We start from the raw sequence: 25964 nt of genomic DNA, 5'->3' as shown, positions 1-25964 counted from the left end.
CATTAATCCCAAGGCTGATAATTCTTGGCTACTCAACCGCCGCGAAAGCCTGAAACATTACGTAGCTGCGAACATAGCCAGTTCTGGCGTTGTCCTTATTAGAACGCTAAGAGGGTTCTGTGCGGGCTCTTTGACGCCAAATCGCCTTAGAAAAATATTGACATGTTACGGTTATGCACATTCTGAGGCCGGCTCGTTGCAAACTTTCACTATCGCTAAGTTTGTTAGCCGATGAATTCTTAAGTTATTGTTTTTTAAAGATTTTACTGGGGTGAGCAAAAACCCATCGATCTGATTGAAACCCGCATCAGGCGGGCGTTTGAGGCAATCATCCAGAATCTGTTCACAAGGTTATCCACAGCTTTTGTGGATAAGCCGCTAGGCCCAAATATGGCGGGCCTTTGAGAGAGGTAGCAGATGAAAGCACCTTGGAAATTTATGAAATATCTGCCGGTCGCACAGCGTGTTCTCGCCCATGGACGACTACCGGCGGTGCTCATTGCTGTAGCACGTAAGAGTTCGTCTCGTGGTGGGTTCGTCAAAGGACTCAAGGAAGACTTAGGTTTGCTCCAGGCGCTATGCGTAGCCTGGTGGAAAGGCGAGTACCGAGCGATTAGCAGGCCGGCCTTGGTAGCTGCAGTCGCCGGACTGCTGTACTTCCTTTCGCCCTTGGATGCGATACCAGACTGGCTTCCAGGGCTTGGATTCATTGATGACTTGGCTGTCCTTGGATGGGTGATGCGTAAGTGGTCTGATGAGTTGCAGGCGTTCCGCATTTGGCGAGATAGCCAATCGGCTGAGGTACAGGCAGAGATTGATCGCCTGCCAGCGTCGGACGAGCCCCTGGCTAAGGAGGTCAGCAGGCGCGAGCAGCGGCCGAACGTGAAGCGATACGACGAGAATTAATTCTTTAGTGCGCTTAAATGCGCACGTCCCTTTCACTCTTTAGTGCGGTCTCTTTGGCTAAAAATACACGCACAGGCTGTTAATATCCGTTTTTGGATTGAGCAGTGAGCGAAGTAGGAAATGAACCTTCAGGTCATCATGCGTGACGGTATGCCGGAGTATGCCGTACTGCCTTGGGATGAATATCAGTCTCTTCTGAAGGCCGTTGGCAGACCTGCTGCGGCGTTGGCCGACACTGGGGCTCCAGTCGCTCTGCCACGTTTCAGTGAACTATCCGCCATGCGGGAGGCCAAGGGGATAAGCCAGGGGGATTTGGCTCGTTCCGTCGGCATCAGCCCTGCCTACCTGGCACTTATCGAAAGCGGTGATCGTGACCCCGATGAGGCCATACGCCGCGCACTGGCCCGCGCGATGGAGATTACGGGATGGGAGCAGGAAGCCTGAGAGACGCTGCGGCGTCGATTCGCATCAGTCGACCGCATTGGCAGGCCTTGCTGGATGAGCTGGCTGGCGCGCGGCGGCAACGTCATCTGGTTACCTATCGTGCTCTGGTCGAGCGACTTGAGCTTCCGGTGCCCGCCATGCAGACATTGACGGCTGCACTAGAACACTTGGCGGCGCTTGATGCGCGCGCTGATCGCCCGTTGCGCAGCGCGCTGGTGATCAGTCAAGGCGCCAGCAGGCTACCTCGGACAGGCTTTTTTGAATGCGCCGCTCGCCTCGGGCGATTTTCAGGTTCTTCGGATGGGCCGGCTGCTGCCTCTTGGCATGCCGGAGAAGTCGCACGGGTATTTGAGTTCGATTACCCGGAGGTGCCGTGATGCTGCAGAAAATTCGGGCCCAAGCCGGTTACGTGATCGCACGCAAACTGATGGGCGCGCGCTGGGCTGTGCAGCAGCCAACGCTGTGGCGCTGGATGGAAGGCCAGTTTTCTCGTATGGCAGCGATCGGAAATACGAAAGCACAAAGTTTTTATGGCCACATCCTGCTTTTTCGCGGGCAGGGATACGGGGCCAGGAAAGAAGGCATCCGTTTGCTTCGCCTGGCTGCCGAGGGTGGTGACGCCAAAGCGGCTTATCAAATGGGCGTGGTCAGTCTCAGTGAGGACGCTACGCATGGCCCGGATGGCGTTCAAGCGGCGCATTGGTGGTCACTTGCCGTCAAGGCTGGACATCCTTTGGCCGCGACCCGTCTGGCTCAGCTGTACGCAGTTGGCGGTCACGGGCTTACGGCTGATAAACAACAGGCGGAACGCTACAAGGTCAGCGCCGCGAAACTCGGACTTTGATCGCCAGGCTGGCGCTGCTCCGCATCGATAGTGTGAAGACTAAAGCCGGGCTTCTGTTTGGCCTGGCGCTTGGCTTCGGAGGCCAGCGCGGCGAGGCATGCGGCGTCGAGTTCGGCAACGGGGTTTGGCCTGAGATGCACAGCACCAACCGAAAGTGAAAGCAAAGGATAGCGCTGCTGGCCGCCTTGCCGTCCCTCGGCAATGAAGCAACCTTGTGCGAGATGTTCGTTGCGGTAGAACGGCCGGCAACGCCGCTCGAACGCCTCGAACAGCCCGCGGATTCTTACTGGCCAGTCCTTTGAATTCATTACCAGCATGAAGTCATCGCCACCAATGTGGCCGACGAAGTCACAGCTCGAATCAACCTGCTCATCGAGGCAGTGAGCAAGACACAACAGGATTTCATCACCCTTGGCGTAACCGTAGAGATCGTTGAAAGGCTTGAAGTGATCGATGTCCACGTAGCAGATCACTGCTTCATGGCCTTGTCGTAACAGGCGCATCAGGCACTGCTGAATCGGCACGTTTCCGGGTAGCAGAGTTAGTGGATTGGCATGGCGCGCCTGTTGGATCTTCATTTCAGTGATCAGCTTGAGCACGTCGATTACCCGCCCCAATCCGTGATAACAACCGTTGCAGGTAATCACGAAGTCTTCATCGATGCGCTGCCGGGCTCGGCTGGTCAGCAGCCGACTGACTTGTTGCAGGGATTGGCCTAGTTCTACCGCGAGAAAGTCATCGCTCATCAGTCTGCTGATGGGTTTGCGCGCCAGCAGGTCGGTTGCGAAGGGCTTGAGCAGGGCGTCGGAGAGCAGGCTTCGATGGACGATGCCGACTGGAGTGTTCATCGCGTCGACCACCGCGACGGAGTTCAGATTCGCCTGCAGACGGAACAGCTCCAGCACATCGGCTATCGGGTGCGAGGCGGCAACCGAAGATTGTTTCAGTACCAGCGCGGACAGGTCTGGACTGTCCTCGTCGAGCTCCCCGCCGTTGTTGTCGGTGTTCGGAAGGAGAACGGCTACATCGGTGCCTGGTTCTTCTACGGGTCGACCCAGCAGATAACCCTGCACCAGATCGATGCCCATGTCCGACAAGATCCTGAGCTCTTCGCTCAGCTCGATACCTTCGGCAATTACCTGTGCTCGCGACGCTCTCGCAATCTTCATGATTGATTCGACGAACTCGCGTTTGACGGCGTCCCGGTGAATACCGTCAATGAAGTAGCGATCGATTTTGACGTAATCCGGGCGCAGCTCCGACCACATGCGCAGGCTGGAGTAGCCGGCGCCCAGGTCATCCAGCGCGATGGAGAATCCCATGTCGCGATAGTGATGCAGCGCCGCGTCAAGCAGTCCGAAATCGTCGGTAGGTGTCTGCTCGGTCAGCTCAATCACTACCTTGGCTGCAGGGATGCCATATTTCTGCAGAAGCTCCAGGGTGCGGCCCGGTTTATGAGTGGCGTCGAGCAAGGTTTCCGGCGACGCATTGAGGAACAATTTTCCCTGCAGCTGTTGCTGGCTGTAGCGGCGGCAGGCATTTTCGCGGCAAGTCATTTCCAGGTCGTTGAGCCGACCCGCGTGGCGAGCTGCGGCGAGCAGATTGATTGGCGAGTGAAGCGGCGTATTTGAGGGGCCGCGTGTCAACGCCTCATAGCCGAGAATACGTCGCTCGGAGAGCGAAACAATGGGCTGGAAGAGGGTGGTGATGTCGCCGTGAGCGAGGATGTTATCCAGCGTGCTCAACTGCTCGGTGACGGTCATGGTGGTCTCGTCGGGGGTTGTTGAAATGCAAAGGGCCGCACAAATGGCGGCCCTTCGTATTTCACGACGCGATGATGTCATTTTGATGACATTGCGGTGCTACCGCTCGACAGAACCGTTCTTGGCCATCGCGTCCTGAAGCCCTAGATAGTCCAGCAGGATTCGCCCGCTCTCGGAGAGATAGGCGTCATCCTCGGGCTTGATCTTCTTTTCTTCAATTTGCGGTGTTGTTTCATCTTCCCGTTCGAGCTTGGCCAGCGGTTCCTCGCCTTTGGCCTTGCGCAGCGCGTTTTCGAGCGCAAGCTGGCGCTTCTCGATGCGCTGCTGCTGCGCCCGTCGTTTCTCTTCGTTGAGGCTCACGCTGGTCTCGTGCATGAGTTCCTGAGTCAGGGCGAGACGATCACGGGTGAATACGAAGTCGGGATTTTCACCGGTGCGTGCTTCGTGGCGCGCCTTGAGCTCAGCAAGAAATGGTTTGAATGGATTTATGTCCGGGTTGACTGCGGCGCGAATGCTGTCCCATGGCAGCGCCTCGGGTAGCGCGCTTTCGCCGATTTCCTTGGTGTCGACTTCGGCCGGATAGGAGATGTCCGGAATCACGCCCTGGTGCTGGGTGCTTTGCCCCGATACTCGATAGAACTTGGCGAGCGTGAGCTTCAATTCACCATGATTGAGTGGCTGCACGGTTTGCACGGTGCCCTTGCCGAAGGTCTGGCCACCGACAATCAGTGCTCGATGGTAGTCCTGCATGGCGCCAGCGAAAATCTCCGAGGCTGATGCAGACAGCCGGTTCACCAGCACGGCCAGCGGCCCCTTGTAGAAGGCTCCGACCTGCTCGTCCGCAAGGACATCGACACGACCATCACTATTACGAACCAGCACGGTCGGACCCTGATCGATGAACAGGCCGGTCAGCTCGGTAGCTTCTTGAAGCGAGCCGCCGCCATTGTTTCGCAGGTCAATGACGACGCCGTCGACCTTTTCCTCCTCCAGCTCGGTCAACAGTTTTTTTACGTCCCGGGTAGTGCTCTTGTAATTCTCGTCTCCGGCGCGAAGTGCTTTGAAGTCGAGATAAAACGCCGGAATCTCGATGATGCCAAGTTTGTACTCTCGGCCGTCGTGCTCGAGGTGGAGCACCGATTTCTTCGCCGCTTGTTCTTCGAGCTTGACGGCCTCGCGGGTAATGGCCACGACCTTGCTGCTTTGATCGTTAGGCGCGTTGCTTGCCGGAATGACTTCGAGGCGAACAACCGAACCCTTGGGTCCACGGATCAGTTTTACTACCTCATCAAGGCGCCAGCCGATAACGTCGACTATCTCTTCGTTATTTTGGCCAACGCCGATGATCTTGTCGGCGGGCGCAATTTGCTTGCTCTTCTCGGCAGGTCCGGCTGGAACCAGGCGCACCACCTTGACGTGCTCGTTATCGCTCTGCAGCACGGCGCCAATGCCTTCCAGCGATAGGCTCATATTGATGTCGAAGTTTTCCGCATTGTCGGGCGAAAGATATTGGGTGTGCGGATCGTAGGATTGCGCGAACGCGTTGATGTAAGTTTGAAATACATCTTCGCCACGGGTCTGCTCCAGGCGCGATAGCTGGTTCTTGTAGCGCTTAGTGAGTAGCTCCTCGATGGCCTTGGGTTCCTTGCCAGCGATCTTCAATCGCAGCACCTCATCCTTGACGCGTTTGCGCCAGAGCTCATCGAGTTCCGCAGCGTCTTTGGGCCAGGCGGCATTCTCGCGATCGACGAGCAATTCTTCGTCAATGCTGAAATCGAAGCTGTCCACGCCTTTTTCAAGCAGGCTCAAAGCGTATTGAAGTCGGCCTTGCAAGCGCTCCAGATGGACTTTGTAAATTGCAAAGCCGGGTTCGAGGTTGCCGTTCTTCAGGAAATTGTCGAATTCGCTGCGCCAGGCCTCGAACTCCGCCAAGTCGCCGGCTGTGAAATAGCTGCGCGATGGATCGAGCATTTCGATATAGCTGTCGAAGATCTTTGCCGAGCGGGCGTCGCTGAGCGGCGGCTTGTTGTAATGATGGCGCTTGAGCAGCTCGACCACGTTGAGGCTGGCAATGACCTGGTCACGGTCGGGTTGCAGATAATCCCAGTCATGTCCGTCGGCTGGTTTGGCCAGGATAGAGCTGGCCTGAAGACCTAGCAGCAGGGCTAGAAAACCAGCAGTCAATGATCGTTTCATTTCCAAGGGGCGACGCAAGGCTGGGTAATAACGCATATTAGGCCATCAATCAGGCGCCGGACGGGGGCCGCCCAGCGGAAAAAACAGCAGCCCGATGGTACCTGGCGGCTAGCACGCCGTGATGGAGATCGCGCCAGGCTGACAGGGCGAACCCCGGCCAAGACCTTTACCGGATCGGTAAACGATGGTTTTAGACGGGTGTAGCGCTATGTAGCCTGACGCAGCATTCATCAACGGCCTGCACTGCCGACGAGTAACGGTTGAGCGGGCGCAGGTACGAACCACTATGGAGGCAGCATGAAGGCATTGCAAGGCGTTGAAGGACAGGTCGAGTGGGCAGAGCGCGCGGCTCCGGCGTGCGGTGAAGGGCAGGTGAGGATTCGGGTGGCGGCGGCGGGCCTGAACCGGGCGGATCTGTTGCAGCGCGCCGGTCATTATCCACCACCACCGGGCGTGACCGATATTCTTGGCTTGGAATGCGCCGGGGTGATCAGCGAAGTAGGTGCCAACGTTTCGCACAAGATTGGCGACCGGGTTTGCACATTGCTGGCAGGTGGCGGCATGGCGGAGGAGGTCGTGGTCGACGGCCGTCACGTGCTTCCGGTTCCGCAGGGACTATCCCTGACGGAGGCTGCGGTGATCCCAGAGGTCTATTCCACCGCCTGGCTGAATCTGTTTCGCCTGGGCGCGCTACAGCCTGGCGAAAAGGTCCTGTTGCATGCTGGTGCCAGTGGCGTCGGTTCGGCCGCGATTCAGCTCTGCAAAGCGTTCGATAATCCGTGCTGGGTCAGTGTCGGTTCGGCTGAACGTCTGGCCTATTGCGAATCGCTGGGTGCGCGTGGCGGCGTGCTGCGAGAGGAGTCGCTGGAAGCGCTTCGCGATTTCGGACCGTTTGACATGATCCTAGATCCGGTCGGCGCCAAGTACGCGGCAATCAATACACAGCTGCTCGCAACGGACGGGCGTTGGGTAATCATCGGTCTGATGGGTGGGCGCAAAGCGGAGATGGATCTGGCTGGTCTTCTGGCCAAGCGCATCCAGCTGATTGGCTCGACGCTGCGCAGCCGCAACGCCGATTACAAAGCCGGCTTGCTGGCGGAAATGTATGAGAAGTTGTGGCCGCTGTTTGCTGACAAGACGTTATCGCCCCGGTTGGAGCTCAGTTTTCCGATTCGCGATGCCGAGGCCGCATTTGCTGCCCTAGCCAGTAACCAAGTCTCTGGCAAGGTCGCGTTGGTAATTGACGATAGCCTGCAATAAGCGACTCAGGCGCGTATTACGCGCCTGGATGTGCTGCGATCAAGGGAGCTCTGCGCTCGAATAGAATGCGCTGAGTACCTTCACCAAGTGCGCCAGGTCCTGACTGCCAGCTAGCTCACGAATGGAATGCATGCCAAAGGTCGGCAGGCCAATATCCACGGTCCGCACGCCAAGCTGGCTGGCCGTAATGGGGCCGATGGTTGAGCCGCAACCCATGTCGCTACGGGTGACGAAGCTTTGTACCGATACCTCGTTCTCCAGGCAGAGATGGCGGAAGAAACCGGCGGTTTCGCTGCTGGTGGCGTAACGCTGATTGCTGTTGACCTTGATCACTGGACCGGCGTTGAGTTTTGGCCCGTGGTTGCCGTCATGCTTGTCGATGTAGTTGGGGTGCACCGCATGCGCGTTATCGGCTGAAATCAGCAGTGAGCGGTTGATGCTGCGCTGAAATGCTTCGCCTTCGGGCAACACGCGACGTAGCACCTGCTCCAGGAAAGGCCCGTCCGCACCGCACATCGAGGAGGAACCCACTTCCTCGTGATCGGTGCAGACCAGTACGCAGGTTTCCTCCGAGCTAGCTCGCAACAGCGCTTGCAGCCCAGCGAAGCATGACAATAGGTTGTCCAGTCGGGCACCGGCAATAAACTCACCGTTGAGGCCGATGACCGCGGCGGACTGGGTGTCGTAGAAACTCAACTCGAAATCCAGCACCACGTCGGCGACCAGGCCGTGTTCGCGGCTGAGCTGGTCGGCCAGTAACGCCCGGAAATCCGGGCTTTCCTCGCTGGCGATCTGCGCCAATATAGGCGGTAGCTCGTTCTGCGGATTGATCGCCCAGCCCTGGTTGGCTTCGCGGTTGAGGTGAATGGCGAGACTCGGGATTACGGCGATCGGTAGCTTGAAATCGATCAGCTGGCTTTCGATCCGACCGTCGCGACTGTAGGTGACGCGCCCGGCCAATGACAGATCGCGGTCGAACCAGGGCGCCAGTAGCGCGCCGCCATAGACTTCCACGCCCAGCTGCCAAAACCCTTGGCGCTGCAGTTCCGGCTGCGGCTTGACCCGCAAGCAGGGACTGTCCGTGTGGGCGCCAACCAGGCGCATCCCATGCTCGATAACCGACTTGCTGCCAAGCTGGAAAGCAATGATCGCGGAGTCGTTACGGGTGACGTAATAACGACCGCCAGGCTCGGTGTGCCACGTCTCGCTTTCGTCCAGCGCCTCGTACCCGGCTGCCTGCAAATTGCGGGCGAGACTACGAGTGGCATGAAACGGTGTGGGAGAGGCCTTGAGGTAATCGATCAGACCCTGGTTGAGTTCTTCGCGCATGATTGGCTCCAGACGGCAATGTCTCGGAGTTTATCGTATTGGGAAGCCTCAGGAGGCTAGGGACTGCGCAGAACGCATCAGGCAACGAAGATGTGGGCTGCCTTTTGTTCAGCCTCCAGCCTCAGCGGCTTCCTAGAAGGGTGCCGGGCAATCGAAGCGTAAACGCACGCCCGTTTGCGGGTGGGTCAGAGCGAGCATGCTGGCGTGCAGGCATAACCGATCATGTGCGGCCAACGCTTGTTCGTGTGCATAGAGGCGGTCGCCGAGCAGCGGATGACCGATCGATAGCATATGCACGCGCAGCTGATGCGAGCGTCCGGTGATCGGTGTCAATTCGACTTGACTGTAATGACCGCAGCGTTCGAGTACGCGCCAGTAAGTCAGTGCGTGCCTACCCAGCTCATGGTCTACGACGTGCCGCGGTTTGGTCGGCGGATCGTAGCGCAGCGGCAGGTCGATGCTTCCAGTGTCCTGTTCCGGCTCGCCCCAGCACAGCGCGGTGTAGGCCTTTTCCGTCTCGCGATCATGGAACTGTCGTGACAGCTCGCGATGAGTGTCCGCGTCGCGCGCTAGTACGATCAGGCCGGAGGTTTCCCAGTCCAGACGATGGACGGTACGAGCTTCCGGGTAGCCGTTCTCCTGCAATCGGGTAACCAGGCAATCCTTGTTGTCATCGGCGCGGCCGGGGACGGAGAGGAGCAGGGTGGGCTTGTTGATCACCAGCAGGGCGACGTCCTGATAGACGATCTGGATGTTGCTCAGCGGCATCTGCATTTCCGATTAACAAAGACGGCGACCCGTGGGTCGCCTTCCGCCAGAAGTGTTACTGAAAATCTGTTTTGGATCTCGCGAGCTAGAGCCCTGCAAGGCAAAAACAGGCGAGGAAGCGGAGTTTACTGTTGTAAATGAGCATTCCGAGCCTGTTTTTAACGCAGCAGGGCCGACGCGCAGCAGATACAGACAGATTTTTAACGATCCGGCAGCGTAATGTTCAGCTCGAGGATCGAACAGCTGCCCTGATCTTCCAGGGCGACCTGAACCTGATCGCTGTCGATGTTGACGTACTTGCGAATCACCTCGACCAGTTCCTTCTGCAGGGCTGGTAGGTAATCCGGCTGTGTACGCTGGCCGCGCTCATGGGCGACGATGATCTGCAGGCGTTCCTTGGCGATGTTGGCAGGCGTTTCCTTCTTCTTGCGTTCACGAAAGAAGTCGAGGAGGTTCATTCGCGGCCTCCAAACAGGCGTTGCAGGAAGCCCTGCTTCTTCACGTCAAGGAAGCGATGATCCACATCCTTGCCCAGCAGTCGGTCGACGGCGTCGCTATAGGCCTGGCCGGCGTCGCTCTGGTCATCGAGGATGACCGGTACACCCTGGTTGGATGCCTTGAGTACAGCTTGGGACTCAGGGATAACGCCCAGCAGGCGGATAGACAGGATTTCTTCGACATCCTCGACGCCGAGCATTTCGCCTTTGACTACCCGTTCAGGGTTGTAGCGGGTCAGTAGCAGATGTTCCTTGATCGAATCTTCACCGTTTTCAGCGCGGCGGGACTTGCTCGCCAGCAGACCGAGCATACGATCCGAATCGCGAACCGAGGACACTTCGGGGTTGGTCACGACGATGGCTTCATCGGCGAAATACATCGCCAGGTGTGCACCTTTCTCGATACCGGCAGGGGAGTCGCAAATGACGAACTCGAAGGTTTTGGCCAGCTCGTCGATTACCTTGCCGACGCCTTCGAGTGTCAGAGCGTCCTTGTCACGAGTCTGGCTGGCGGCCAGTACATAAAGGTTCTCGAGACGCTTGTCTTTGATCAGGGCCTGGGTGAGGGTGGCGTCGCCCTGAATGACGTTGACGAAGTCATACACCACACGGCGCTCGCAACCCATGATCAGGTCCAGGTTACGCAGGCCAACGTCGAAGTCGACGATGACGGTCTTGTGGCCGCGCAGGGCGAGGCCGGTACCGATGGCGGCGCTGGTAGTGGTTTTACCGACGCCACCTTTGCCGGAAGTGACTACGAGGATCTTGGCCAAGGTGATTCACCCTAAATATGGAAATCGGGACCGTAGCCGATTCGGCTCACGGTAAGCCCGTTTTGGTGCTTGAAAATTCGCGGAAGTATCCGTTAAAGGCGGGTGATGTTCAACACGTCGCCAGATAGCTTCATCTGTACTGCTTCGGTCCATAAAGGATCGCGCCGCAGGTCTTCTGCGACCTTGTACTGACCGGCGATGGAGACCATCTCGGCGGCGAGCTGCTGGCAGAATATTCGCGCGTTGGTGTCGCCCTTGATGCCGGCGAGGGCGCGCCCGCGCAACGGACCGTAGACATGGATGTTTCCATCGGCGAGAAGTTCCGCGCCTGGGCTGACAGCGGCAAGTACGACCAGATCGCCGCCCTGGGCATAGACCTGTTGGCCGCCGCGGATCGGCGTGGTGACGACGCGAGTAGGCCGGTAGGCCGGTTCGGCGGGCTTGGCCGGTTGCGCAGCGGCCTTGCTGGAGATGTCCAGCTTGCGTTCCTTGGCTCCAGACGGCGGTAATACGGGTAGATCAAGCGCGCCTGCTGCTGCGATGATCTGCGGGTCGCCGGCACGTAGCGCCAGAGTACGCAGGCCGTGCTTGCGGCAGAGAGCGATGAGCGCGGGAAGATCGAGATCGCAGTTGGCCGGAAGCTTGTCCAGCGCGAGCACCAACGGCGTGTTGTTGAAAAAGTCCGGTGCTTGTTCGACCTTCACGGCGAGCTGCCGATCGAGACGCTCCAGGTCGTTCTGTGCCAGTTCCAGTATGGTGATGGCCAGCATGCTGCCCTTGAGCTGGAATACGGGGGCTTGGTCGGAAAGATCGGCTTGGCTCATGGTCTGCCTGCTGCGGTAAATGGCGAGGACTTATAGCGGGGCAAGCCGCGGCCTGCAAGTGCCGTCAGCCTGATCGGACGGATGCCGTGCATCGAGACGCAGCCGCATGCGTAGGCGATTTATCGCTAGAATGCGCGCTTTTACCGGTTCGAGCTTGCTGATGGATCGTCCTCGTTTTCACACATCCTTTCTTCATCCACGTTTCTGGCTGCTTTGGCTGGGCCTGGGTTTGTTGTGGCTGGTGGTCCAGCTGCCTTATCGGGCATTGCTGCTACTTGGGCGCGGCCTCGGTGCGCTGATGTATCGTGTTGCCCGTTCGCGTCGACATATTGCGCGGCGCAACCTGCAATTGTGTTTCCCCGAGATGAACGAGAAAGAGCGCGAGCGGCTGTTGCGCGAGAACTTCGCCTCGACCGGTATCGCCTTTTTTGAAATGGCCATGAGCTGGTGGTGGCCAAAGGCGCGCTTGCAGCGATTGGCGCAAATCGAGGGTCTGGAGCATCTGCAGCAGGCGCAGGCCGAGGGGCAGGGCGTAATCCTTATGGCGCTGCATTTCACCACGCTGGAAATCGGCGCAGCCTTGTTGAGTCAGCGTCACACCATCGACGGCATGTATCGCGAGCACAACAATGCGGTGTTCGACTTCGTCCAGCGACGCGGGCGCGAGCGGCACAATCTAGATGCCAGCGCCATCGAACGTGAAGACGTACGGGCGATGCTCAAGGTACTGCGTGCCGGTCGGGCTATCTGGTATGCGCCGGATCAGGATTACGGACGCAAGCAAAGCCTTTTCGTCCCCTGGTTCGGCATTAATGCAGCAACCGTGACGGCTACTACCAAGTTTGCCCGCCTCGGCAAGGCGCGTGTCGTTCCGTATACGCAGGAGCGCCTTGGCGATGGCTCCGGCTACAGATTGGTGATTCATCCGCCGCTGGCTGATTTCCCCGGTGAAAGCGAGGAAGCCGACTGCCGACGCATCAACGAGTGGGTCGAAGACGCGGTTCGGCAACGTCCTGAACAATACCTTTGGGCTCACCGCCGCTTCAAGACGCGCCCGGTGGGTGAGCCGAGTCTTTACCGTAAGCTGCCGAAAAAGCCCATCACTCCGTAAGAATGCCGTCGCGGAAATCGCGCAAGGCCTGTTCGATCTCCTCCCGGCTGTTCATCACGAAGGGACCGTACTGGACGATCGGCTCGCCTATGGGATGGCCTGCCAGAAGCAGCACACGAGCCCCCTGGCCGGTTGTCAGCTCCAGCTCGCCCTGCTCGGACAGCCTGGCCAGCTGATTCCTGGCAATGCTTTGCCCAGCAACCGAAATTTCGCCCTCGAACACATAAAGCATCAGCCGATGCCCATCGGCAATTCTCGGGCTTATGCGAGCGCCGGCAGGCATGTGCAAATCGAACAGCTGCGGGTCGGTGTCTGGTCGTTGCACTGCGCCTGGCTGCTCGATGCCTTCGGCCTGGAATCGCCCAGCGATGATCACCGCTTCGACGCCGCTCGACAGCCTGACATGAGGTATTTCCGCAGGCGCGAAGTCCCGGTAGTCCGGGTCGCTCATCTTGCTTTTCGCCGGTAGGTTCAGCCACAGCTGAAAGCCACGCATCACGCCGCGTTCCTGCTGCGGCATTTCACTGTGAACCACCCCGCGCGCCGCAGTCATCCATTGCACGCCGCCGCTTTCGAGCAAGCCGACATTGCCCAGGTGGTCTTCGTGGCGCATGCGGCCCTCGATCATGTAGGTGATCGTTTCGAAGCCGCGGTGCGGGTGCGGCGGGAAGCCAGCGATGTACTCATCCGGGTTGTCCGAGCCGAACTCGTCGAGCATCAGAAAGGGATCGAACCGCTCCGGCGTGGCGCCGCCGAACAGGCGGGTCAGGCTTACACCGGCGCCGTCAGAGGTGGCGCGGCCGGTGCTGATGGCGAGAATTTCACGTATGGGCATGACAGGTCACTCCGCTGCTGATTGAGCGAAGATTACCTCTCACTAGCCGATCGAAAGATGCGAAATTCCTGTGCTTCCAATCGAAGCATTCGATTACTCCTCGATTTGCAGCTCCCGCGCCCGAGTGTAGACGTAGCGGACTTTTTCGTACTCGAAGGGCGAGTTGAGCTGGCCATAGCGAAGATTCGTGGTGTGACGGATGTCGATCAGCCGCAGCGCGGTAAGGCCGAACTCGCCGCCGCTGGCCTCGGCGTAGTTGAAATAGTCGACCTGCTGCTCGATTCCGAAATCTGCTACCTGCCCGGCGGTGTCCCGCAGATTCGACGGGCCAAGCGCCGGAAGAATCAGATAGGGCCCGTGCGGGACGCCATAAAAGCCTAATGTCTGGCCGAAGTCCTCGTTGTAACGTGGGAGCCCCATCAACGTGGCCGGGTCCCAGATGCCGCCTACGCCGAGGATCGTGTTGAACAGCAACCGCGCCGTGGTACTCATCGCTCGCTCGCCCTTGAGTTGCGCAACGCTGTTGAACAGCGTCGGTATCTCGCCGAGGTTGTCGAAAAAGTTGCTCACGCCGGTGCGCACGATACGCGGGGTGACATAACGGTAGCCGCGGACCACCGGCAGCATCACCCACTGATCCAGGCGATAGTTGAAGTAATACATGCGCCGGTTCAGCGACTCCCAGGGATCATAGATGTTCAGGGCGTCGAAGGTGGCGCGCTCGAACTCGTGCTGGTCCAGCCCCGGGTTGAACTCCAAATTGCGCAGCGGATGGGTGAAACCGTCCTCATCGGCAATTGGCGTCTGGGCATGGGCGATGCCGCTAGCCAGTAACAGCAGTGCAAGCAGTTGACGTCTAACCACGGAAGAACTCCAGCATGTCTTGGGCGTTGACCCGGTAATTGAGGTTGCCGCAATGGCCTCCTCGTGGGTAGAGCGTCATGCGGTCGCCGAATGTCCGTCGCAGGAAGCCGAGATCGCCGGCGCCGAGGATGATGTCGTCAGCGTTGTGCATGACAGCGATCTTCGGGCTCGTACGCAGGTAATCTTCCAGTGCGTAAAGGCTGACCTGGTCTATTAGCTGTGCCAGGCTCCCGCCGTCCTGCTGAGCGCGCCACATGGGGATGAGCTGTTCGGTGATGTAGCAATCGAAGTCACAGAGCAGCGCACTGCGAAAGAACGGCTCGAGGCTGGTGCCCTCGTCGATCGGGTACTCGGGTGGCACGATCAGTCCGCGTCGGTTGATCAGATCGGAAGTGAAGACAATGTCGGCAGCGGAAAAGCGGAACACCGAGCCGATCAGCATCGCCATTTGCTCGTCGGTCAGTCGCAGGGCCGATTGCTGGAAGTCGAATAGCATGGCCTCATCGAGGTTGATCGCACCTTTCTCACGGTAGTAGCGCGTGAGCTTTTCCAGAATGACCTCATAAAAGGTGGTTGTGCTGTCGATCGCCTCGACCTGGGTCTGCACCAGCTTGTCGAGATTGTTGATGGAGGTGTAGAGGTTCACCGGCGGGTTGAGCATCAGCACCCGCTTGAAGTTGAAGCTCTGTCGGGTCTCGTCGAGTTTGCTGACGAAAGCTGCATTGAGCGCGCCGAGGCTGTAGCCGGTGAGATTGAATTCGGTTACCGGCAGGTCATGCTGCTGCGCCCGGACCGCCTGCATTACTCGATACAGGTCCTTGGCATCGCCAGGGCTGTAGCCTGGGGTGGCGTAGCGCGAGGCGGCGGCGATGAAGTCGAAGCTGGTCGGCGAGGACAGCTGTACCACGTGGTAGCCAGCCCCGTAAAACAATCGCTTCAGCGACTCGGTTTTTGCCGACGCGTAGCTCGCACCAGTGCCGGAAATGATGAACATCAGCGGGGCAGGGCCGGGTTGCCGAGCCAAGCGGTAGGTCAGCCGCGTAACTGCCCAGAAGTTTTCCGGCAGGATGAATTCGCGTTCGGGGCGCAACCGCAGGCTGTAGTCCGCCTGATCGATGTCGTCATCGCTGGGTACGTCGGCGCGCAACGCGGTGGGAGTCGTGGCGATCGTCGCTTCGAATGGGTTGCTCAACGGGTAGCCATACTCCTCGATGCTGATATCCGCAGCGTGGGCAGGCATTACGACCAGCGTGAGCAACGCGGTCAGGCACATCAGCAATCGCATGAAGGGTTTCTCCGGTGACGGCTTTGAGTGGTCGAAAAGCTCGGGATGCTTCGGGTTCAGCCGCTGATTGTACGGGTTGTAGTCGTCGCCGAATCTTGGCGTGGCAGGCTTCGGGCGACGCCATCAGCGTTCTGGTCATTGAGCCCTTGCGATAGCACGCTCGGCGCAAGCGCGCCCATCATTGACCACAATTAAGCCGTCTGGTTGCGCTGAGTGCCAGCCGAGATGGCAAAAAGCCTGTTCACGGTGCGCTACGACTGAGACCGTAGCGATTAACGAAGCTGGAAGGCTAGGGCGCATCTACCCAAGCCGCGTCCTATTTGCCGCCGCTGCGAACCGAATCAGGCCTGATGATGCAGCCAGGCATGGGCGGGAATTGCGCCGCGCGCGCGCTGACGCTTATCCAGGCGCTGCCAGATCTTCTCGTGAAAATAGAAGCCCACCGAATTGCAGAGCGGTTCGATCGCTGCTACCAGACCACCCGCAGCGAGGCTTCCAGTCAAGGCATAGGTCACCGAAAAGGCGATGCAGAAGTGCATCAAGGTGAAGGTTATGGTCTTGGTCATGGGCGGCTCCGAGCAGTAATCGAGAATTGTTCTCTGTTGTTGTGAAGTCTGGCCCCGCCATGCTGCGGTGAGAAATCGTCGCGTTTGATGGCCGGCATAGGCGTGTTCTATGCCGACTCGCAATGCTGCTAGATGCGTCTATTCCGGCTGTTTCGCAAAAGAAAAACCAGACTATGGTCGAGTGGTGTTCGCTCTGTCGGGCTCTAAAGTAGCCACCTGCCCTCATCAGTGGGCGGAGATCGTGTGGAGACAGTCAATTGAATAACGAAAATATCTACCGGCAGATCTATGCCAATCCGCGCTTCCAGGAACTGGTCACAAAGCGCAACCGTTTCGCATGGCTGCTGTCGGCCGTCATGCTCGGTGTCTACCTCGCCTTCATTCTTGTGATCGCGTTCGAACCCGCGATTCTCGGTGTTCCGCTTGCCGCCAATACAGTCACCACCTGGGGCATCCCGGTGGGCGTCGGTGTGATCTTCATGGCGTTCATTCTCACGGGCGTTTACGTCCAGCGCGCCAATGGCGAGTTCGATCGTATCAACCAGGAAATCCTCAACGAGGCTCAGCAATAATGATTGTGCGTCTATTGATGGCAGCCGCTCTGCTGGCTGCCTCGCCCGTGTTGTTCGCCGACGCCCTGACCGGCGACGTGCAGAAGCAGGCGATCAACTACACGGCGATCGCCATGTTCGTTGCGTTCATCGTGTTCACCATGGGTATCACCAAGTGGGCGGCCAAGCGCAACACGTCCACCTCCGACTACTACACCGCTGGTGGCAGCATCACAGGTTTTCAGAACGGTCTGGCGATTGCCGGCGACTTCATGTCCGCGGCGTCCTTCTTGGGTATTTCTGCGCTGGTTTACACCAGTGGCTACGATGGTTTGATCTACTCAATCGGATTCCTGGTCGGCTGGCCGATCATCCTGTTTCTGATGGCCGAACGCCTGCGTAACCTGGGCAAGTTCACCTTCTCGGACGTGGCGTCCTATCGCCTCGGCCAGACCCAGATTCGCATTCTGTCTGCATTCGGCTCCCTGATCGTGGTGGCCTTCTACCTGATCGCGCAGATGGTTGGCGCCGGCAAGCTGATTCAGTTGCTGTTCGGCCTCGACTACTACGTCGCGGTGGTTCTGGTTGGCGTGCTGATGGTCATGTACGTGCTGTTCGGCGGCATGCTGGCAACGACCTGGGTGCAGATCATCAAAGCGGTTCTGCTGCTGTCCGGTGCCAGTTTCATGGCAATCATGGTGATGAAGGCGGTCAACTTCGACTTCGGCAGCCTGTTCGCCGAAGCGGTGAACATCCATGAGAAAGGCGCTGCGATCATGAGCCCTGGCGGCCTGGTTTCCGACCCGATCTCCGCAATCTCTCTCGGTCTGGCGTTGATGTTCGGCACCGCGGGTCTGCCGCACATCCTGATGCGCTTCTTTACCGTTGCCGATGCCAAGGAAGCGCGCAAAAGCGTGTTCTACGCCACCGGCTTCATCGGCTACTTCTACATCCTGACGTTCATCATCGGCTTCGGCGCGATCCTGCTGGTCAGCACCAATCCGGAATTCAAGGACGCAGCGGGCGCCATCGTTGGCGGCACCAATATGGTTGCCATCCACCTGGCCAACGCCGTTGGCGGCAACCTGTTCCTCGGCTTCATCTCCGCGGTGGCCTTCGCAACCATCCTAGCGGTGGTGGCTGGCCTGACCCTGGCGGGCGCCTCGGCGGTTTCCCATGACCTTTACGCCTGCGTGATCAAGAAGGGCAAGGCCAAGGAAGCGGAAGAGATGCGCGTCACCAAGATCACCACGCTGACTCTGGGCGTCGTCGCGATCCTGCTGGGCATCATCTTCGAGAAGCAGAACATCGCGTTCATGGTGGGCCTGGCGTTCTCCATCGCGGCCAGCTGCAACTTCCCGGTGCTGTTCCTTTCCATGTACTGGAAAGGCCTGAGCACTCGCGGTGCGCTGATCGGTGGCTCGCTGGGCTTGGCTACTGCGCTGATCCTGACCATCATCAGCCCGACCGTATGGGTCGACGTGTTCGGTTATGCCGAGGCGATCTTCCCCTATAAGTATCCAGCGCTGTTCTCGATGATCGTCGCGTTCGTGGGGATCTGGTTCTTCTCGGTCACCGACAAGTCCAAGGCGGCGGGTCTCGAACGCGAGCGTTTCTTCGCGCAGTTCGTCCGCTCCCAAACCGGCCTGGGTTCCAGTGGCGCAGTAGCCCACTGATAGCGGGTCGAGCATCGAACGAAAGGCAGCCTGCGGGCTGCCTTTCGTCGTTTTCGGCACTGGCGAAGACGCTCTGGGCTGAATGTCGGTAGCGTCAATCGGGTGCGGAACATGCCTGTCATTCAGCATTTCGATAGAGGCCGGAGCCGGCGTCCGCTTTCGCTAGACTCGGTGCAACCCAACGAACAAAAGGTTACAAACGATGCAAAACCGCATGATGGTCACTGGCGCCGGTTCCGGTCTGGGTCGCGAGATTGCCTTGCGCTGGGCGCGTGAAGGTTGGCAACTGGCGCTTTCCGATGTAAATGAGGCCGGCCTGGCCGAAACCTTGAAAATGGTTCGTGAAGCGGGTGGCGATGGCTTTACCCAGCGCTGCGACGTGCGCGACTACAGCCAACTGACGGCGTTGGCTCAAGCCTGCGAGACCAAGCTCGGCGGTATCGACGTGGTGGTGAACAACGCCGGTGTCGCATCTGGAGGCTTCTTCGAAGAGCTGTCGCTGGAAGACTGGGATTGGCAGATTGCAATCAACCTGATGGGCGTGGTCAAGGGATGCAAGGCCTTCCTGCCACTGGTTCAGAAGAGTCAGGGCAAAATCATCAATATCGCGTCCATGGCGGCGCTGATGCAGGCGCCGGGGATGAGCAACTACAACGTGGCCAAGGCCGGTGTGGTGGCGCTGTCCGAGAGTTTGCTGGTTGAGTTGAAGCAGCAGGACGTCGGCGTCCACGTGGTCTGTCCCTCATTCTTCCAGACCAACCTGATGGACTCCTACCGGGGCCCGACGCCGAACATGAAGGCGCAGATCAGCAAGTTGCTCGAAGCGTCACCGATTACCGCCGCCGACATCGCTGACTACATGTACCGTCAGGTTGCCGAAGGTGTGTTCATGATCCTGCCTCACGAAGAGGGGCGCATGGCCTGGAAAATCAAACAGCAAAACCCGCAGGCAATCTACGATGAGATGGCCGCGCTGGCGCAGAAGAAGCGCAGCAAGAGCAAAACCTGACTGGTGAGTCGATTAGGGTCTGTTGCCGTTTCGTTCGCGGCCGCGCCGGAGCCTGTTTTTTCGCGAGGCAAGGCCGCGCCCGCTCCCGGCGGGCTTGCGGCATTCACTCCATCCATGGAGATCGCACAAGAAGCGAAGTTTGGTCGTTCCAAATAAGCGACGAGAAACGCAGCAACGCGGCTAGCGACGAAACGGCAACAGACCCTAGGCTTGCCCGAGCAGGGGGGCGGGAGTAGGGTTGCCAGTCCGCTCCGCTCCTAACCTCATGGATTAACAGTGAAAAACCCATCCCGCTGGCTGCTCATGCTGGCCTTGGTGCTTGCCGCCATCAATCTTCGTCCCGGCATCACGTCCTTTGCGCCCCTGATCGAGCGCATCGCCGAAGCGCTCGACCTCAGCCGCGGACTGATCAGCCTGACCACGGCCTTGCCAGTGCTGCTGATGGGCTTGCTGGCACCGCTGGCGCCTCGCCTGGCAGTGCGGTTCGGCCTGGAACGGACCATCGCGATGTGCCTCGGTTTGATCGGCGTGGCGCTGACCCTGCGCCTGTTTGGCGATAATGCTGTGGTGTTAATTGGTACCGCGGCCATGGTCGGTGCCGGTATCGCCATCGCCGGGCCGCTGCTGTCGGGCTTCATCAAGCGCCACTTCCTGGAGCGTATGGGCAAGACCGCCGCGTTCTATTCGCTGAGCATGGCGGTGGGCGGCACCATCGGCGTGGTGCTGACCGCACCGGCGACGGAGTTGCTGGACCAACGCTGGACCTGGGGGTTGGCGCTCTGGGCCATCCCGGCCGTGCTGGCGCTGGCAATCTGGTGGCGGTTGCCGAATCAGCCGGAAGCGGCCGTCGAGCATCGCGCCGGATTGCCTTGGGGCGAGCCGCGCGCCTGGCTGGTCAGTATCTACTTCGCGCTGCAGGCCGGTTTGTTCTACGCCCTGGCCACCTGGTTGGTGGCGCGCTACCACGAGGCCGGTTTCAGCTTGCTGCAAAGCAATGCATTTTTCAGTGGCTTCATGTTGATCGGTTTGCCGAGCGCTTTCGCTATGCCCTGGTTGGCCCAGCGCTTCGGCAAGCGGCATCTGTTGATGGCCTGTTGTGGCGTATTGGCGACGGTTTGCTTGTTGGTGATCGCCTGGGTTCCGCAGCTCCAACCACTAGTGGTCTGCATGCTGTTGGGCGTGGCCCTGAACGGCACTTTTTCCATGTCGCTGGTGCTGCCGATGTATGAAGCAAGCACGCCGCTGGCGGTGAGTCGCCTGACCGCCATGATGCTCTGTACCGGCTATTGCCTGGCCTGCTTCACGCCGGTGCTGACCGGGCTGGGGCGGGACATAGCTGGTGATTACCGCTGGCCCTTCCTGGTGTTGGCGATCATGTCGGCGGTAATGTCGATCCTTGCCTTGCGCCTGGCTCCGCGGCACGATCTGGCTGCCGCTACTGCCGCCTGAAGAGACTGACTACAGTTGCGCGGTGTGGCCTGCGTCACTACTGCGCAGCACGAAGGTGGCCATGTCGGCACCGGGTGCTGGAACGCAGCGCGTAATTGTTTGAACATGTTGGGCTTTCGCCTGGAGTGAGTGACCCTGTGGAGCCGGAATCCATTGTCTACGGCAGCATCCGTGACTGGCCATCAACCGACGCAGAGCAGTGCCGGCTGCGCCGCGCGGTCAACCGCCGTGCACTGGACGGCCTGCCGCAAGGGGAGGGCTGGCCCTTCATCGGCCGGGAAATGTTTTCCTGCTGCGCGGACGAGGGCGTGTATCAGACGCAGGTGATCCATTTCGGCGCCAGCTATCGCGCCGTGGAATACGAGTGGGCGCTGTGGGTACGCAATTTCGAGGCGTTGCTCGATGAACTCTACTGGACCAGCGCAGTGGTGCATCTCGAGACCGAACTCAACGGCATCCATACCTTCCGCTGGGAAACCGAAAGCGGCTCGCACAGCCCCCACCAGCGCGATCTGCGCATGCGTTGCGCGTGGGAGCGCGACGGTGGCGTGCTGGGCTGAGGCTCGGTTTTCAGAGACTTAGTCTTCGAGCCACTCCTTCGGCACGTCGCGCCTGAGCGCCAGTTGACATTGCTGGTAATCCGCATCGAAGACGATCACGGCTGTACCCTTGCTCAACGCCTGGCGTACCCGTTCGACACGAGTCTCCAGCGGCGTCTCGTCACCGTTGTCGGTGCCGTCGCGCGTAACGAAGTCTTCGATGAGACGGGTGAGTGTGTCGGGTTCGAGCTGGTCGTGAGGAATGAGCATGAATTCACATCAGGTGGGATGGCGCAAGTCGGGTTCAGTGATCGGAGCGCCGAGAAAACGATCCAGGCAAGCATACAGCTGCTCGCTATCCAGGGGCTTGCCGATGAACTCATTCATCCCTGCATCGCTACCTTGCTGGCGGTGATCTTCCAGGACATGCGCGGTGAGAGCGACGATCGGCACTGGCATGAGCCCCTGCTCAGCTTCGAGGCGGCGAATCTGTCGGCTAGCCTCGAAACCGTCGAGCTCCGGCATTTCGCAGTCCATCAGGATCAGCTGAACGGCTGCAGGATTCTCACTGTAGGCCGCGACGGCCTGACGACCGTTTTCTGCGACCACGACGTCATAGCCTCGCTTGCGCAGCAAGCTCGAAACCACCATCTGGCTGACCGGGTTGTCCTCGGCGGTAAGGATTCTTGGGCAGGACGCCATCTCGTTGCCTTCGAACGCAATCGAATCGGATTGTGCAGTGCGCGGGGGTTGATAGAGCCGATGCAGCGCATCGCGCAGCGGGCCGAGCAGCAATGGCAACGGCAGGCTGGCCAGGCGCAAGGTCGGCGCCAACACCGGATACTCGCTCTGCGGTGGATAGAGAAGCATCACGCGTTGGTTCGGTTCGAGCTGGTTGCTCAGCGCGGTCAGCCAGTCCTGCGGCTTGCCGCGCCATGGCGCCATGACGACTAGCAGCGGAGCTGTGGCGTGGTCGTCGAGGTAGTGCGGCAGTCGTTGCGGCTCTTCGCAGCGCACGACCCGCATGCCCCAGCGTGTCAGCAAATTGCTCATGGCATCCAGCGCGTGGACATCCTGAGAGGCGATCACGGCGGTGCGACCTTCGAGCAGCGCCGTGAGCGGGTCATGGTTGCCGCCCGCACCGCGCAGCGGAATATCGAAGCTGAAGCGGCTGCCTTGACCAGCCGTGCTCTGCACGTCGATTTGTCCGCCCATCATTTCCACCAGTTCCTTGCTGATCACCAGCCCGAGACCGCTGCCACCATAGCGCCGCGTGGTGCTGGAATCGCCCTGAGCGAAGGATACGAACAGCTGAGCGAGCACCTCGGCACGCATGCCGATGCCGCTATCGATAATGGAGAACACCAGACGTCGTGCATCGGCCGGCCCTTGGCGATTGATCTCCAGCATGACGCCGCCGTTCTCGGTGAACTTCAGCGCGTTGCTCAGCAGGTTCAGCACGACCTGCTTGAGCCGGGTCGGATCGCCACGTACCCGCCGCGGCACGCCCGCCGCAAAGCTGACATGCAATCTGAGTTGCTTTTCCAGTGCCTGGGCTGTGAACAGGCTGACCGCCTCGGAAACCAGCGCTTCGAGATCGAACTCGATATCTTCCAACACCAGCTTGCCGGCACCGATTCGTGCGTAGTCGAGGATGTCGTTGATGACCGACATCAGTGAGGAGCTGGAGCTGGAAATGGTGTCGAGGTAAAAGCGTTGATTGCGATCCAGCGGTGTTTCGCGCAGCAGTTGCAGCATGCCCAGAACGCCGTTGAGCGGTGTGCGGATCTCGTGACTCATCTTCGCCAGGAAGCGGCTTTTTGCCTGATTTTCACTTTCCGCCCGCTCGGCTGCCTGGCGCGATCGAAAGCCTTCTTCCTTGAGCAGGTTGATACGGTCGGCAAGGCCGATGGACAGAGTGATCAGCTCGAAGGCGATACCAATCTTCACGATCGAAGCGCCATACAAGCCAAGCAGATTGACGCCCAGGGAGCCGGCCGTGACGATGGCGAAGGTTGCCAGCAGTACGCCCCATGCCAGTGTGTAATAGAGCCCGTAACGAACGCCGCGCCGCCAGACGAAAGCGCCCGTCAGCAATAGCCCGATGGAGGTGCTGATTACCATGACGCTGGCCAGAATGCTCCAAACCTGCAGCTCCAGGACCAGCCCGGACAGCAAGGCGCCGAAAGATGTCAGCAGCGCCACACGCAGCGCGAAATCAAGGCGTGGAAAATATTCGCGGGTGTGCAGGAAGTGGCGGCTGAACTGTATAGAGACCAGGCAGTGGCTCAGCATCAGCGCATAGATGCCCACAGCCACCACGCCGCCGACATCGGTGAGCCACTTGACGAGCATGCCGTCAAAGCTGAGCGCGAATAGCCCGACATTGAGGTTGTAGATCAGATACCAGAAATAAGCCGGTTCACGAAGCGACAGGAACAGGAACAGGTTGTAACAGAACATCGCGAAGAGGACGCCGTAGAAGGCACCCGCGAGACCCATCGAGTCTTCCATGGCGGCAGCGTTCGCCCCGTAGCTGCTGAAGTACAACGGGACATACAGAGTGCTGGTGCTCTTCACCCGCAATAGGAGCGTCGAGGTGCCGGGTTCCAGGTCGACGGGAAACCAGAAATTGCTCACCTTGACCGCGCGTTCATCGAATGGATGGCTGTCGCCGGCTTGCTGCCGGATGAGACGGCCGTCTGGGTGCTGTAGGTACAGCTCGATCTGGTCCAGCAGCGGATAGTTGATTTCGATAAAGCCGCCGACGGGTTTGCTCAGCTGATTATCCAGGTCTACTCGAAACCACCAGACGGCGTTGTTCTTGCCTTTGTTGGCATGCACGCCGGTGACCGGCTCGAAGGTCTTTTCCGGCAGACCGAACACCTCCGCAACGCTCAGCTCGGCGGCAGGATCGCGGAGGAAATAGGTCCAGTTGCCAAGCGATTGGCGAAAATCCTCCGACTTCACCGGTACGGGGTCGAACGCCCAAACTTGCGTGGAAAAGCAGTACAGGAAAATGGCCAGGCAAAGACGCGGCAGCATGTTAGAACCCGGATCGTGCAAAGTCGCAGGCGGATCAAGCGGAACAGCGCTAATCACGGACGATGCGCGGTTTTCAGTTACGCGAAATGGCAAGCCAGGTTCGCCTGATGCCTAGCGTGGCCAGGCAATCCATAGATTTCAGATACTTGCGACTTTGCCTTGATCGAAGCCGCCTCGCAATCGGCAAATGCGTCAACTTGGCGGCACATCATGAAACTCAAAGCTCAACTGGTCGAATCGTCGGCCTGCTTATGAAGAATCGAATCGACTGGCGGCACACGGGTGTCATTTTCCATCTGCGTCTCGTGTTCGAGTTGGTGGCTGAAGCTCTCGAGTGAACCCTTGCCTGCGTGAGCATCGCTGGCAAACACCGGAGGGCTGAGCAGGTAGGCGCAAACCAGGCGGCTCATTGCCGCGAGGCTGTCGATGTGAGTCCGCTCATAGCCATGAGTGGCATCGCAGCCGAACGCCAATAATGCAGTGCGAATATCGTGGCCGGCGGCGATCGCCGATTGCGCGTCGCTGTGGTAGTAGCGGAACAGGTCGCGGCGCACCGGTATCTCGTGATTATCGGCCAGCTTGATCAGATGTCGCGACAGATGGAAATCGTAGGGGCCACCGGAGTCCTGCATCGCGACCGTGACCGCATGCTCGCTGGATTCCTGGCCTTTAGCGGTCGGTGCGATATCGATGCCGACGAATTCGCTGACATCCCATGGCAGCGCGCCCGCCGCGCCGGAGCCGGTCTCTTCGGTAATGGTGAACAATGGGTGGCAGTCGATCGGTAGCTCATGGCCGCTCTCGACTACGGCTTTCAGTGCGGCCAACAGCGCGGCAACGCCGGCTTTGTCATCCAGGTGGCGCGCGCTGATATAGCCGCTATCGGTGAATTCCGGCATGGGGTCGAAGGCGACGACATCACCGACATTGATCCCTAATGCAACCGTATCGGCGCGGCATTTGGTATAGGCATCCAGACGCAGTTCAACGTGGTCCCAGCTGATTGGCATCTCGTCGACTGCCGTATTGAATGCGTGCCCCGAGGCGAGCAGCGGTAACACGCTGCCGCGAATTACGCCGGTATCGGTAAAGACGCTGACACGGCTGCCTTCGGCAAAGCGGCTCGACCAGCAACCGACCGGTGACAGTCCAAGACGACCCGTTTCATGAATTTCGCGCACGCTGGCGCCGATGGTGTCCAAGTGTGCTGCGATCGCGCGATCCGGGCTGTCTTGGCGCCCTTTCAACGTGGCTCGAATGGTACCGCGGCGGGTGAGTTCGAAAGGAATGCCCAGTTCTTTCAGGCGCTCGGCAACGTAACGAACGATGGTATCGGTGAAGCCGGTGGGGCTGGGGATCGCGAGCGTTTCCAGCAGCACGCGTTGCAGATAGTTGAGATCGGGTTCGGGGAGCTTTGCAGACATGGTCAC

Annotated in this window: 25 protein-coding genes; 11 read left to right on the top strand and 14 right to left on the bottom strand. The window is 59.3% G+C overall.

Annotation, left to right across the window (positions count from 1 at the left end):
- Window positions 1–417: 417 nt before the first annotated feature.
- The 4 genes from NAV33_RS07865 (at window position 418) to NAV33_RS07850 (ending at window position 2194) form a co-directional block, all read left to right on the top strand.
- Window positions 418–906, top strand: a complete 489-nt coding sequence (locus NAV33_RS07865) for a YkvA family protein (RefSeq protein ID WP_255978648.1) — start codon at window positions 418–420, stop codon at window positions 904–906.
- 120 nt (window positions 907–1026) lie between these two features.
- A complete protein-coding gene (locus NAV33_RS07860; RefSeq protein ID WP_255978645.1) occupies window positions 1027–1350 on the top strand; it encodes a helix-turn-helix domain-containing protein in 324 nt (107 codons plus the stop codon).
- Window positions 1332–1727, top strand: coding sequence for a hypothetical protein (locus tag NAV33_RS07855; RefSeq protein WP_255978642.1), 396 nt, complete (start codon window positions 1332–1334; stop codon window positions 1725–1727). Before NAV33_RS07860 ends, NAV33_RS07855 begins: the two co-directional genes overlap by 19 nt.
- On the top strand, window positions 1727–2194 hold the full coding sequence (locus tag NAV33_RS07850) for a sel1 repeat family protein (RefSeq protein ID WP_255978639.1): 468 nt from the start codon (window positions 1727–1729) through the stop codon (window positions 2192–2194). The genes NAV33_RS07855 and NAV33_RS07850 overlap by 1 nt, the downstream gene beginning before the upstream one ends.
- On the opposite strand, the gene NAV33_RS07845 is transcribed toward NAV33_RS07850, so the two are convergent.
- Both NAV33_RS07845 and NAV33_RS07840 read right to left on the bottom strand, forming a co-directional pair.
- Window positions 2161–3957, bottom strand: a complete 1797-nt coding sequence (locus NAV33_RS07845; protein ID WP_255978636.1) for a bifunctional diguanylate cyclase/phosphodiesterase — start codon at window positions 3955–3957, stop codon at window positions 2161–2163. The genes NAV33_RS07850 and NAV33_RS07845 overlap by 34 nt on opposite strands.
- A 99-nt stretch (window positions 3958–4056) precedes the next feature.
- Window positions 4057–6153, bottom strand: a complete 2097-nt coding sequence (locus NAV33_RS07840) for a carboxy terminal-processing peptidase (RefSeq protein ID WP_255979306.1) — start codon at window positions 6151–6153, stop codon at window positions 4057–4059.
- A 297-nt stretch (window positions 6154–6450) separates the two neighbouring features.
- On the opposite strand from NAV33_RS07840, the gene NAV33_RS07835 reads away from it, so the two are divergent.
- Entirely contained in the window at window positions 6451–7413 is a 963-nt protein-coding gene (locus tag NAV33_RS07835; RefSeq protein WP_255978633.1) for an NAD(P)H-quinone oxidoreductase, read from the top strand.
- A gap of 39 nt (window positions 7414–7452) precedes the next feature.
- Here NAV33_RS07835 and NAV33_RS07830 read toward each other — a convergent pair whose 3' ends face one another.
- From NAV33_RS07830 to minC, 5 genes are all read right to left on the bottom strand, one after another.
- On the bottom strand, window positions 7453–8742 hold the full coding sequence (locus tag NAV33_RS07830) for a M18 family aminopeptidase (RefSeq protein ID WP_255978630.1): 1290 nt from the start codon (window positions 8740–8742) through the stop codon (window positions 7453–7455).
- Between the two features lie 132 nt (window positions 8743–8874).
- Entirely contained in the window at window positions 8875–9510 is a 636-nt protein-coding gene (locus NAV33_RS07825; RefSeq protein ID WP_255978628.1) for an RluA family pseudouridine synthase, read from the bottom strand.
- Between the two features lie 200 nt (window positions 9511–9710).
- The gene (gene minE, locus NAV33_RS07820; RefSeq protein ID WP_019341568.1) at window positions 9711–9968 is read right to left on the bottom strand and encodes a cell division topological specificity factor MinE; all 258 of its coding nucleotides are present in this window, start codon (window positions 9966–9968) and stop codon (window positions 9711–9713) included.
- Window positions 9965–10780, bottom strand: coding sequence for a septum site-determining protein MinD (gene minD, locus NAV33_RS07815; protein WP_255978625.1), 816 nt, complete (start codon window positions 10778–10780; stop codon window positions 9965–9967). Before minD ends, minE begins: the two co-directional genes overlap by 4 nt.
- A 92-nt stretch (window positions 10781–10872) precedes the next feature.
- Window positions 10873–11604, bottom strand: a complete 732-nt coding sequence (gene minC, locus NAV33_RS07810; protein ID WP_255978622.1) for a septum site-determining protein MinC — start codon at window positions 11602–11604, stop codon at window positions 10873–10875.
- Window positions 11605–11764: 160 nt separating this feature from the next.
- On the opposite strand from minC, the gene NAV33_RS07805 reads away from it, so the two are divergent.
- Window positions 11765–12715 (top strand): lipid A biosynthesis lauroyl acyltransferase, encoded by a 951-nt coding sequence (locus NAV33_RS07805; RefSeq protein WP_255978619.1) that lies wholly within the window; start codon window positions 11765–11767, stop codon window positions 12713–12715.
- Here the strand turns inward: NAV33_RS07805 and NAV33_RS07800 are convergent.
- The 4 genes from NAV33_RS07800 to NAV33_RS07785 form a co-directional block, all read right to left on the bottom strand.
- The gene (locus NAV33_RS07800) at window positions 12705–13550 is read right to left on the bottom strand and encodes a pirin family protein (RefSeq protein WP_255978616.1); all 846 of its coding nucleotides are present in this window, start codon (window positions 13548–13550) and stop codon (window positions 12705–12707) included. The two genes, NAV33_RS07805 and NAV33_RS07800, sit on opposite strands and share 11 nt — an antisense overlap.
- A gap of 93 nt (window positions 13551–13643) precedes the next feature.
- Window positions 13644–14399, bottom strand: coding sequence for an MlaA family lipoprotein (locus tag NAV33_RS07795; protein ID WP_255979304.1), 756 nt, complete (start codon window positions 14397–14399; stop codon window positions 13644–13646).
- A gap of 7 nt (window positions 14400–14406) precedes the next feature.
- Window positions 14407–15699, bottom strand: coding sequence for a serine/threonine protein kinase (locus NAV33_RS07790; protein WP_423836652.1), 1293 nt, complete (start codon window positions 15697–15699; stop codon window positions 14407–14409).
- 341 nt (window positions 15700–16040) lie between these two features.
- Window positions 16041–16265, bottom strand: coding sequence for a DUF2061 domain-containing protein (locus NAV33_RS07785; protein WP_255978614.1), 225 nt, complete (start codon window positions 16263–16265; stop codon window positions 16041–16043).
- A gap of 257 nt (window positions 16266–16522) precedes the next feature.
- Here NAV33_RS07785 and NAV33_RS07780 point away from each other — a divergent pair, with 257 nt between their 5' ends.
- The 5 genes from NAV33_RS07780 (at window position 16523) to NAV33_RS07760 (ending at window position 21510) form a co-directional block, all read left to right on the top strand.
- Window positions 16523–16837, top strand: a complete 315-nt coding sequence (locus NAV33_RS07780; RefSeq protein ID WP_255978611.1) for a DUF485 domain-containing protein — start codon at window positions 16523–16525, stop codon at window positions 16835–16837.
- Window positions 16837–18492: a cation acetate symporter gene (locus NAV33_RS07775; protein ID WP_255978608.1), complete on the top strand. Its 1656-nt coding sequence runs from the start codon at window positions 16837–16839 to the stop codon at window positions 18490–18492. The genes NAV33_RS07780 and NAV33_RS07775 overlap by 1 nt, the downstream gene beginning before the upstream one ends.
- Before the next feature lie 202 nt (window positions 18493–18694).
- Window positions 18695–19501 (top strand): SDR family oxidoreductase, encoded by an 807-nt coding sequence (locus NAV33_RS07770; protein ID WP_255978606.1) that lies wholly within the window; start codon window positions 18695–18697, stop codon window positions 19499–19501.
- A gap of 303 nt (window positions 19502–19804) precedes the next feature.
- Window positions 19805–20950 carry a CynX/NimT family MFS transporter gene (locus tag NAV33_RS07765; RefSeq protein ID WP_255979300.1) on the top strand — a complete coding sequence of 382 codons (1146 nt, stop codon included), beginning with the start codon at window positions 19805–19807 and terminating at the stop codon, window positions 20948–20950.
- Window positions 20951–21087: 137 nt separating this feature from the next.
- Window positions 21088–21510: a hypothetical protein gene (locus tag NAV33_RS07760; protein WP_255979298.1), complete on the top strand. Its 423-nt coding sequence runs from the start codon at window positions 21088–21090 to the stop codon at window positions 21508–21510.
- Between the two features lie 18 nt (window positions 21511–21528).
- Here NAV33_RS07760 and NAV33_RS07755 read toward each other — a convergent pair whose 3' ends face one another.
- The 3 genes from NAV33_RS07755 to NAV33_RS07745 all read right to left on the bottom strand — a co-directional run bounded on the left by NAV33_RS07755 (window position 21529) and on the right by NAV33_RS07745 (window position 25958).
- Window positions 21529–21759 (bottom strand): YheU family protein, encoded by a 231-nt coding sequence (locus NAV33_RS07755; protein WP_255978604.1) that lies wholly within the window; start codon window positions 21757–21759, stop codon window positions 21529–21531.
- A gap of 9 nt (window positions 21760–21768) precedes the next feature.
- On the bottom strand, window positions 21769–24534 hold the full coding sequence (locus NAV33_RS07750; protein ID WP_255978602.1) for a hybrid sensor histidine kinase/response regulator: 2766 nt from the start codon (window positions 24532–24534) through the stop codon (window positions 21769–21771).
- A 224-nt stretch (window positions 24535–24758) separates the two neighbouring features.
- Window positions 24759–25958 (bottom strand): osmoprotectant NAGGN system M42 family peptidase, encoded by a 1200-nt coding sequence (locus NAV33_RS07745; protein ID WP_255978600.1) that lies wholly within the window; start codon window positions 25956–25958, stop codon window positions 24759–24761.
- Window positions 25959–25964: the final 6 nt, after the last annotated feature.

Origin of the sequence: Stutzerimonas stutzeri (genome assembly GCF_024448715.1) — a bacterium.
GTDB classification, from domain to species: domain Bacteria; phylum Pseudomonadota; class Gammaproteobacteria; order Pseudomonadales; family Pseudomonadaceae; genus Stutzerimonas; species Stutzerimonas stutzeri_AR.
Note: the sequence above shows the minus strand (reverse complement) of the source record. Positions and strands in the feature narration are given on the sequence as shown.

What these genes read in the sequence shown, in the direction of transcription:
- NAV33_RS07750 (WP_255978602.1), bottom strand. Translation starts at nt 24,534, where the DNA reads ATGCTGCCGCGTCTTTGCCTGGCCATTTTCCTGTACTGCTTTTCCACG.
- NAV33_RS07845 (WP_255978636.1), bottom strand. Translation starts at nt 3,957, where the DNA reads ATGACCGTCACCGAGCAGTTGAGCACGCTGGATAACATCCTCGCTCAC.
- NAV33_RS07850 (WP_255978639.1), top strand. Translation starts at nt 1,727, where the DNA reads ATGCTGCAGAAAATTCGGGCCCAAGCCGGTTACGTGATCGCACGCAAA.
- NAV33_RS07840 (WP_255979306.1), bottom strand. Translation starts at nt 6,153, where the DNA reads ATGAAACGATCATTGACTGCTGGTTTTCTAGCCCTGCTGCTAGGTCTT.
- NAV33_RS07855 (WP_255978642.1), top strand. Translation starts at nt 1,332, where the DNA reads ATGGGAGCAGGAAGCCTGAGAGACGCTGCGGCGTCGATTCGCATCAGT.
- minC (WP_255978622.1), bottom strand. Translation starts at nt 11,604, where the DNA reads ATGAGCCAAGCCGATCTTTCCGACCAAGCCCCCGTATTCCAGCTCAAG.
- NAV33_RS07785 (WP_255978614.1), bottom strand. Translation starts at nt 16,265, where the DNA reads ATGACCAAGACCATAACCTTCACCTTGATGCACTTCTGCATCGCCTTT.
- NAV33_RS07745 (WP_255978600.1), bottom strand. Translation starts at nt 25,958, where the DNA reads ATGTCTGCAAAGCTCCCCGAACCCGATCTCAACTATCTGCAACGCGTG.
- NAV33_RS07825 (WP_255978628.1), bottom strand. Translation starts at nt 9,510, where the DNA reads ATGCCGCTGAGCAACATCCAGATCGTCTATCAGGACGTCGCCCTGCTG.
- NAV33_RS07860 (WP_255978645.1), top strand. Translation starts at nt 1,027, where the DNA reads ATGAACCTTCAGGTCATCATGCGTGACGGTATGCCGGAGTATGCCGTA.
- NAV33_RS07765 (WP_255979300.1), top strand. Translation starts at nt 19,805, where the DNA reads ATGCTGGCCTTGGTGCTTGCCGCCATCAATCTTCGTCCCGGCATCACG.
- NAV33_RS07830 (WP_255978630.1), bottom strand. Translation starts at nt 8,742, where the DNA reads ATGCGCGAAGAACTCAACCAGGGTCTGATCGATTACCTCAAGGCCTCT.
- NAV33_RS07800 (WP_255978616.1), bottom strand. Translation starts at nt 13,550, where the DNA reads ATGCCCATACGTGAAATTCTCGCCATCAGCACCGGCCGCGCCACCTCT.
- NAV33_RS07775 (WP_255978608.1), top strand. Translation starts at nt 16,837, where the DNA reads ATGATTGTGCGTCTATTGATGGCAGCCGCTCTGCTGGCTGCCTCGCCC.
- NAV33_RS07835 (WP_255978633.1), top strand. Translation starts at nt 6,451, where the DNA reads ATGAAGGCATTGCAAGGCGTTGAAGGACAGGTCGAGTGGGCAGAGCGC.
- minE (WP_019341568.1), bottom strand. Translation starts at nt 9,968, where the DNA reads ATGAACCTCCTCGACTTCTTTCGTGAACGCAAGAAGAAGGAAACGCCT.
- NAV33_RS07770 (WP_255978606.1), top strand. Translation starts at nt 18,695, where the DNA reads ATGCAAAACCGCATGATGGTCACTGGCGCCGGTTCCGGTCTGGGTCGC.
- NAV33_RS07790 (WP_423836652.1), bottom strand. Translation starts at nt 15,699, where the DNA reads ATGCGATTGCTGATGTGCCTGACCGCGTTGCTCACGCTGGTCGTAATG.
- NAV33_RS07865 (WP_255978648.1), top strand. Translation starts at nt 418, where the DNA reads ATGAAAGCACCTTGGAAATTTATGAAATATCTGCCGGTCGCACAGCGT.
- NAV33_RS07805 (WP_255978619.1), top strand. Translation starts at nt 11,765, where the DNA reads ATGGATCGTCCTCGTTTTCACACATCCTTTCTTCATCCACGTTTCTGG.
- NAV33_RS07755 (WP_255978604.1), bottom strand. Translation starts at nt 21,759, where the DNA reads ATGCTCATTCCTCACGACCAGCTCGAACCCGACACACTCACCCGTCTC.